This window comes from Acidiphilium sp. PM, from assembly GCF_000219295.1.
Taxonomy (GTDB): domain Bacteria; phylum Pseudomonadota; class Alphaproteobacteria; order Acetobacterales; family Acetobacteraceae; genus Acidiphilium; species Acidiphilium multivorum.
Map to the genome: position 1 here is coordinate 1 of NZ_AFPR01000067.1, position 7,064 is coordinate 7,064.

General features: G+C 69.9%; 8 protein-coding genes and 1 tRNA gene. 2 read left to right on the forward strand and 7 right to left on the reverse strand.

Annotated elements, in window-relative coordinates:
• The 6 genes from APM_RS02380 to phnG form a co-directional block, all read right to left on the reverse strand.
• Positions 1-306 (reverse strand): ATP-binding cassette domain-containing protein (locus tag APM_RS02380; RefSeq protein ID WP_007421758.1); only part of this gene is annotated, 306 nt, incomplete at its 3' end.
• Positions 303-1,067 (reverse strand): phosphonate C-P lyase system protein PhnK, encoded by a 765-nt coding sequence (gene phnK, locus APM_RS02385; protein ID WP_007421759.1) that lies wholly within the window; start codon positions 1,065-1,067, stop codon positions 303-305. The genes phnK and APM_RS02380, both read right to left, overlap by 4 nt.
• Positions 1,064-1,897, reverse strand: coding sequence for an alpha-D-ribose 1-methylphosphonate 5-phosphate C-P-lyase PhnJ (locus tag APM_RS02390; protein WP_007421760.1), 834 nt, complete (start codon positions 1,895-1,897; stop codon positions 1,064-1,066). Before APM_RS02390 ends, phnK begins: the two co-directional genes overlap by 4 nt.
• Positions 1,884-2,966, reverse strand: a complete 1,083-nt coding sequence (locus APM_RS02395) for a carbon-phosphorus lyase complex subunit PhnI (RefSeq protein WP_007421761.1) — start codon at positions 2,964-2,966, stop codon at positions 1,884-1,886. Before APM_RS02395 ends, APM_RS02390 begins: the two co-directional genes overlap by 14 nt.
• 1 nt (position 2,967) lies before the next feature.
• Positions 2,968-3,531 (reverse strand): phosphonate C-P lyase system protein PhnH, encoded by a 564-nt coding sequence (phnH, locus tag APM_RS02400; RefSeq protein ID WP_039887592.1) that lies wholly within the window; start codon positions 3,529-3,531, stop codon positions 2,968-2,970.
• Positions 3,528-3,971, reverse strand: coding sequence for a phosphonate C-P lyase system protein PhnG (phnG, locus tag APM_RS02405; RefSeq protein ID WP_007421763.1), 444 nt, complete (start codon positions 3,969-3,971; stop codon positions 3,528-3,530). Before phnG ends, phnH begins: the two co-directional genes overlap by 4 nt.
• 632 nt (positions 3,972-4,603) lie before the next feature.
• On the opposite strand from phnG, the gene APM_RS02410 reads away from it, so the two are divergent.
• Positions 4,604-4,679: transfer RNA gene (locus APM_RS02410), tRNA-Asn, on the forward strand.
• Positions 4,680-4,744: 65 nt separating this feature from the next.
• Complete coding sequence (locus APM_RS02415; RefSeq protein WP_007421764.1) at positions 4,745-5,962, forward strand: TCR/Tet family MFS transporter; 1,218 nt, start codon at positions 4,745-4,747, stop codon at positions 5,960-5,962.
• On the opposite strand, the gene APM_RS02420 is transcribed toward APM_RS02415, so the two are convergent.
• Positions 5,920-7,064, reverse strand: a 1,145-nt coding sequence (locus APM_RS02420; RefSeq protein WP_241763093.1) for a glycosyltransferase family 4 protein, incomplete at its 5' end; no start/stop codon positions are given. The two genes, APM_RS02415 and APM_RS02420, sit on opposite strands and share 43 nt — an antisense overlap.

Sequence of the window (7,064 nt, forward strand, 5' to 3'; positions counted from 1 at the left end):
GCGCAGGAACTGGGAGACATAGCCCAGCGTCTCGCGCCGGATCTCGATCACCCGCTCCGGCGGCGCATCGGCCATGTCGATCATGACGCCGCGATGGCGGACGCGGATCGATCCGGCACTAACCAGGTAGTTTCCGTAGAGCGCGCGCAACAGGGTCGATTTTCCGGCACCCGAAGGGCCGGTCAGCGCGACGCACCGGCCGGCGCGCAGCGTCAGCCCGGCGCCGCGCAGCACCGGCAGCCGGGTTCCGTTCTGCAGGTGCAGCACGAAGGTTTTCTCAAGCCCGGCGGCGTCGAGCACGATCATGCGGGCAGCACCGAGGAGACGAGGAGCTGGGTGTATTCATGGTGCGGATCGTCCAGCACCTGATCGGTCAATCCGGTCTCGACGATGCGGCCGTGGCGCATCACCACGAGCCGGTCGGCGAGCAGGCGCGCCACGCCGATATCGTGCGTGACGAGGAGAACCGCGAGGCCGAGCCGGCGCACGAGGCCGCGCACCAGGTCGAGAATCCGCGCCTGGACGGACACGTCGAGCCCGCCGGTCGGCTCGTCCATGAAGACGAGTTCCGGCTCGGTCACCAGGGTCGCGGCGATCTGCAGGCGCTGGAGCATGCCGCCGGAGAAGGTGCGGGGCAGATCGTCGAGCCGCGCCGGATCGATCTCGACGGTTTCGAGCCAGCGCGCGGCGGTGGCGCGGATATCGCCGTAGTGCCGGGCGCCGGAGACCATCAGCCGCTCGCCGATATTGCCGCCCGCCGTGACCGAAAGCCGGAGCGCCTGCCGCGGGTCCTGCTGGACGAAGCCCCAGCGGGTGCGCTGCAGGTGCCGCAGCCGCGCCTCGCCGCGCCCGGCGATCGGCGACAGGCCCTCGCCCTCGTCATACAGCACGGTTCCCGAATCGGGCGCGATGCGGCCGCTCAGGACGTTCAGGAGGGTGGACTTGCCGGACCCGCTCTCGCCGACGATCGCCACGATCTCACGCCGGCGCAGCGACAGCGAAACATCGTCCAGCGCGGCGACCGGGCCGAACCGCTTGCGGAGGTTCCGCGCCTGCAGCAGCGTCATGGCGTCATCTCCCGCCGCGACTCGCAGCAATCGGTATCCGAGCAGACGAACATCTTGCCGCCGCGATCGTCCGAGACGATCTCGTCGAGATAGGTCTCCCGCGCGCCGCACAGCGCGCAGGCGGCATCCGCGCGGCGCGGGTCGAAGGGATGATCCTCGAAATCCAGCGAGCGCACGGCCGTGAACGGCGGCACCGCGTAGATGCGCTTCTCGCGCCCCGCGCCGAAGAGCTGCATGGCCGGGTTCATATGCAGCTTCGGATTGTCGAAGGCCGGAATCGGCGATGGCGACATCAGATAGCGCTCGTTCACCATGACCGGATAATCGTAGGACAGCGCGACGCGGCCATGGCGCGTGATCTCTTCGTAGAGCCTGACATGCATGGCCCCGTAATCCGCCAGCGCGTGCATCTGCGCGGCCGCGGCGCGGCTCGGTTCGAGCCGGTAGAGCGGCTCGGGTATCGGCACCTGGTAGACGATGATCTGTCCTTCCCGCAGCGGCGTCTCGGGAATCCGGTGCCTTGTCTGGATCACCGTCGCCTCGGCCGTGCGGGTCGTGGTGCGGATGCCGGCGGTGCGGGCGAAGAACCGCCGGATCGACACCGCGTTCGTCGTGTCGTCCGCCCCCTGGTCGATCACCTTGAGAACGTCGTCCGGGCCGAGGAGCGACGCCGTCAGCTGGATGCCGCCGGTGCCCCAGCCATAGGGCAGCGGCATCTCGCGGCTCGCGAAGGGGACCTGATGGCCCGGTATCGCCACGGCCTTGAGGATCGCGCGGCGGATCATGCGCTTCGTGTGCTCGTCCAGATAGGCGAAATTATAGCCCTGCATCGTCGGCCCCCGCTGCGGCCCGCATGGCGCGGATCGTTTCCAGCTCGCTCTGGAAATCCACGTGATGCGGCAATTTGAGATGTTCGACGAAGCCGGTCGCTTCGATGTTGTCGCAGTGGGATACGACGAATTCGACGTCCTGCGCCGGCGATGCGGCATCCTCGCCCAGTTCGTCCGCGCGCATCGCCCGGTCGACCAGCGCCATCGCGATCGCCTTGCGGTCGGCATGGCCGAAGCAGAGCCCGTAGCCGCGCGTGAATTGCGGCGGCGCCGCCCGGCTGCCGATGAACTGGTTCACCATCTGGCACTCGGTGAGCGTGATGTCGCCGATCTCGATCGCGAAGCCGAGTTCCGGCGGCACGATGCTGACCGGCACCTCGCCGACCCTGAGTTCGCCGACGAAGGGGTGATTGTTGCCGTAGCCGCGCTGCGTGGAATAGCCGAGCGCGAGCAGGAAGCCCTCGTCGCCCCGGGCGAGGGCCTGAAGGCGCACCCCGCGCGGGGCCGGGAAGGAGACGGGTTCCATGGTCAGGTCGCCGGCAGGCCGTTCGCCGGAGCCATCCGGCTCGATCAGCGATTCCGCGCCCAGAAGATCGGTCACGCGCGGCACCGGCGCGGGCGGCGGGACAGGCTCCGCACGCGGCTCCGCGGGCGGCGGGTCAGGCGCATCCGGCGACAGATCGAGCAGGCGATGGGTGTAGTCCGTCGTCGGCCCCAGGCGCTGGCCGCCCGGCAGATCCTTGAAAACGGCGGAGATCCGGCGCTTCAGCAGCATTGCCGCGGTGTCGACCGGCTCCGAATCGACCAGGCGCGGCAGCGTCGTGCGATAGGCGCGCAGCAGGAACGCCGCCTCGATCAGGTCGCCCTGCGCCTGGCGGATCGCCCGCGCGGCCAGTTCGCGGTCGTACAGGGCGCCCTCCGCCATCACGCGGTCGACCGCGCGGCCGAGCTGGTTGGCGATCTGGTCGAGCGCCAGAGGCGGCACCGACGGATCGCCGCGGCGCTCATCGGCCGTCCAGCGATGCGCCGCATCGATGGCCGCCTCGCCGCCCTTGACCGCCACATACATGTCAGGCCTCCTCGATGGACAGGCTGCGCGGCAGGGCAATCACGCGGTGGCCGGCGCAGAGCAGGACGTCGATGCCGCAAGGCGCGCGGCGCATCTGCGCCCGCCATTCGGCCACGAAGGCGCCATCCACCGGCAGCGGCACCGTCACCGGCGCCGCCAGGCCCGGCCCGGCCAGCCGGCAGCGGCGGCCGGCATCGAGGGCCGGAACATCGAGGATCAGGGTTGCGCCATCTTCCGGAACCTCCTCGCTGCCTTGTCGCAAAGACGCGAGGGCCGGCCGCGCGGCGACGACGCAGAATGCGGCATCCGCCGGCGCGGCGAGCGGCGCGCCGGTGTGGAACGCCAGCCAGTCCCGCGCGGCGGCTTGTGCCGGCAGGGCGACGCCCGTCGCGGGATCGGCGAGGGTCAGAAGAACGGCGGCGGCGGCCGGCGAAAGCCCGGCGGGCGGTTCAACCACGTGGGGCAGCGCAACGATCCGGCCCGGGGCGCCAAACGCGGTGAGCAGGGCGCGAAAACAGGCCTGTGCCGCCAGAGGCGATGCGAATCCGGGCTCAAGGCGGGTCATGGCAGATCGCCCCGCATCGTCGAGAGGGTGAAGAAGCGCACTTCCGTCGCCGCGGCGCGGGCCTCGGCCGCCGCCCGGCGCGCAGTCTGCGCCGCCGCCAGCGGCACGACGACCGCTTCATGGTAGAGCGGATGAAGCGCCTCGTCCTGCAATACCGCGTCCAGCCTGGCGATCAGTTCGACGAGATCGCGGTCACGCCCCGCCGCGTAGCCGTGGCCGATGCGGCCCGCCTCGTCGCGAATGCTGCAACGGGCGATCGTCATCTCTCCGAGATTGAATGGGGGGCCGCCGCCGCCGATCCGCCCGCGCACCATCGACATGCCGATTTCCGGGCCGCGCAGCCTCACGAAGCCGGCCAAAGGCGGCACGGCGGCGAGGCAGGCCGCCAGTTCAGCACATGTCGCCCGGGCGAGGACGCCAAGCCATGCGGCGCGGGACATATCAGGCATCTCTCATAAATAGATATCTATACAAGTGTTGGCCCAGAGCCTAGCTCCGTCCGCCCCGGTTTGTCCATCCGCCTTGTGTGACGTCCTCGCGAAACCTGCGGCCCGATACCGCCCGGACCTGCGCGCCAGCCGGCATGACCGGACGCTCCGGCATCCGGCCCTTTGCAGAGCGCATGCTGTTGAGTATACACTTTGTCCGTTGGCCCTCTGTCGGAATGGTAGACGAACGCGACTCATCGTAAATTGGGTGCCCGGGTGGAAATGCCCGGCGTAGAACCGCTCAAAGTCGGGGAAGGCTTCACTGCTAATCCCGAGCCAAGCCCGGAAACGGGAAGGTGTAGAGACTGGACGGGCGGCACCTAAACCTCCGGCGAAAGCCGGGGTATGGTGAAGGGACAGTCCAGACCACGAACCCGCATGGGGCGGCGAAAGCCGAAGTGGTACGAAAATCGCGCGCCCTTGCGGGCATCCCGGTTCGAGTCCGGGGAGGGCCACCACCTTTTTTCTCCGTCTCTTCTTCATCGCCACCTCTCGCCGGCGGCCGGCCCGTCGATCGGGCAGGGCCGATATGAACAGACCCTGTTGCCATTCTCCACGGGCTTGGCTATGAGGCGCTTCACGGTTCCCGGATAGCTCAGCTGGTAGAGCAAGCGGCTGTTAACCGCTCGGTCGTAGGTTCGAGTCCTACTCCGGGAGCCAGACTTCCCCTTCCGGTTCGAATCAGTCTACCCGCCCTCTGCTGAACGGGATGGATCGATCTCACCATGGGGTTCATTTTCGCGGTTCTCGTCATCGATTCGATCGGTTTCGGCCTCATCGCGCCGATTCTGCCCGATCTCGTCGAGAAGCTGTCCGCAACACCCGCCTCGCACGCGGCCCTCTGGGTCGGCGTGCTGAGCATGACCTTCGCGGCGACGCAGTTCTTCGCCGCCCCGGTGCTCGGCCAGCTGAGCGACCGGTTCGGCCGCCGCCGCCTCATTCTCGTTTCCCTCGCCGGGAGTGCGGCGAACTATCTGCTCCTCGCCTTCGCGCCCAACCTGCTCTGGCTGTTCGTCGGCCGGCTGATCGCCGGTGCGACGGCCGGCAACGTCTCGGCCGCCAGCGCGTATATCGCCGACATCACCCCGCCGGAACGGCGCGCCCAGCGTTTCGGCCTGATCGGCGCCGCGTTCGGGCTCGGCTTCACCACCGGGCCGGTGATCGGCGGGTTTCTCGGCGCGATCGATCTGCGGTTGCCCTTTCTGGTCTCGGCCGGGCTGGTCGCGGTGAACGTGGTCTACGGTATTTTCGTCCTGCCCGAATCGCTGCCGCCGGAGCGGCGGCGGCCGTTTCGCCTGCGGGAAGCGACACCGCTCGGCGCCATGCGGCTGCTCACCACCGTGCCGCGCCTCTGGCGCCTCGCCGCGGCGTGGAGCGTGCGATGGTTCGGCCTCGGGGCGATCCAGGCGGTTTTTGTACTCTATGCCTCGTTGCGCTTCGGCTGGGGGCCGCGCGAGAACGGCATCTTCTTCGCATGCACCGGCATCGCGTCGACGCTCGTGCAGTTCGGTCTGGTCCGCCGGGCCGTGACACTGCTTGGCGAACGCGGCGCCGCCTTTGTCGGCTTCGCCTGCAACGCGGCCGCCTACATGATCTTCGGCGTTGCGCCGACCGCTTCGTGGCTGTTCGCCGGGGTGGGGCTGATGGCGCTGGGCTCGATCGCCAATCCGGCGATCCGCAGCATGCTCTCGCGCGCAGCACCGGCGGACCAGCAGGGGCGGATGAACGGCGCGCTCTCCTCCATCGAGGGGCTGACGGCAATCGTCGCGCCGCTGACCGGGGCTGCCGTGTTCGAGGCGTTCAGCGGCGTCCTGCCGTGGCGGTTTCCGGGCGCGCCGTTCGTGATGGTGGCGGTGATGCTGGCCGGCGCCGCAATGCTGGTCTGGTCGGTGAAGCCGGTTCAGGCCGCGCCCGAAATCGCGCCCAGCCCGGCGCGCAACTGAGCCGCCATCGCCGTCCATGCCGCCATCGGATCGGCGGCGGGCGTCGGCCCCGGCGTGAAGCGCCGGTCGCGCCAGCGCCGAAGGGCATCGGCCAGCGCGCCGGCATCCGGCGGACAGAGGATCGCCTGCGGCGCGTCGCGCAGTTGCTCGGCAAGGCCGCCGACATCGGTGGCGATCACCTGGCGGCCCAGGGCGAGCGCCGCCGCCGCCACGCCGGACTGGCTCGCCTGCCGGTAGGGCAGCACCAGCGCATCCGAATCGCCGATCAGTTGCGCCAGTTCGGCCTCGGGAATCCAGCGCCGGTCGACCACGACATGCGGCATCGCGCCGAGGCGACCGAGTTCGGCGGAATCCGGGCCATCGCCCGCCACCTTGAGAATGAACCCGGGATCGGGGCCGAGATCCGCCATCGCCTGGCACAGCAGGTCGAGCCCCTTGTAGGGCAGCAGCCGGCCGAACATCAGCAGCCGCGGCCGGCCGCCATGGGCGAAGGGCGGGGCCGGCATCGCGCCGTCGCCCACCGGCATCGGCGGATGCGTGAGGGTGAGAACCCGCTGGCCGGGGCGGACCGCGCCGGCATTGTGCAACTCGTCGGTCACCGCCTGGCTGAGCGTGGCCAGCAGCGCCGCGCCGCGCAGCAGCCGCGCCTGATCCACCAGCCGGAAGCTCAGGCTTTCGCCGGGGTGCGAGACCGCGTCGTGCACGATGATCCCGTAAGGCACGCGCAGATTGGCGACCATCAGCCGGTCGAGCACCGCGGGCATGGCGCAGAGCGCCACATCCGGTGCGAGACGGTCGAGTTCCGCCCGAACGCGGCGCCCGGCGAGGGGCAGGGTGAGTAGCCGCGCCAGCGCGCCGGCGGCGCTCGAATAGGTCGGGTAGCGCCAGGCGCAGTCCGGCGCATCCGCCGCGCCGAGGATTTCCGCCTCGGCCGAGAGCGACAGCACCGATTCGGTCGCCGGCAGGCGGCCGAGTGCCGCATGGAGCAGGGCGGCGAAGCGCGGCCCGGCGCCGCGCCGTCCCCATTGCCAGGTGAGAATCCTCATCGGATGCCGGAGGCGGCGAGCGCGTCGCGCACCGGCGCGTCTCCCAGCGCGCGCAT

What these genes read in the sequence shown, in the direction of transcription:
- APM_RS02395 (WP_007421761.1), bottom strand. Translation starts at nt 2,966, where the DNA reads ATGTATGTGGCGGTCAAGGGCGGCGAGGCGGCCATCGATGCGGCGCAT.
- phnH (WP_039887592.1), bottom strand. Translation starts at nt 3,531, where the DNA reads ATGACCCGCCTTGAGCCCGGATTCGCATCGCCTCTGGCGGCACAGGCC.
- phnG (WP_007421763.1), bottom strand. Translation starts at nt 3,971, where the DNA reads ATGTCCCGCGCCGCATGGCTTGGCGTCCTCGCCCGGGCGACATGTGCT.
- APM_RS02390 (WP_007421760.1), bottom strand. Translation starts at nt 1,897, where the DNA reads ATGCAGGGCTATAATTTCGCCTATCTGGACGAGCACACGAAGCGCATG.
- phnK (WP_007421759.1), bottom strand. Translation starts at nt 1,067, where the DNA reads ATGACGCTGCTGCAGGCGCGGAACCTCCGCAAGCGGTTCGGCCCGGTC.
- APM_RS02415 (WP_007421764.1), top strand. Translation starts at nt 4,745, where the DNA reads ATGGGGTTCATTTTCGCGGTTCTCGTCATCGATTCGATCGGTTTCGGC.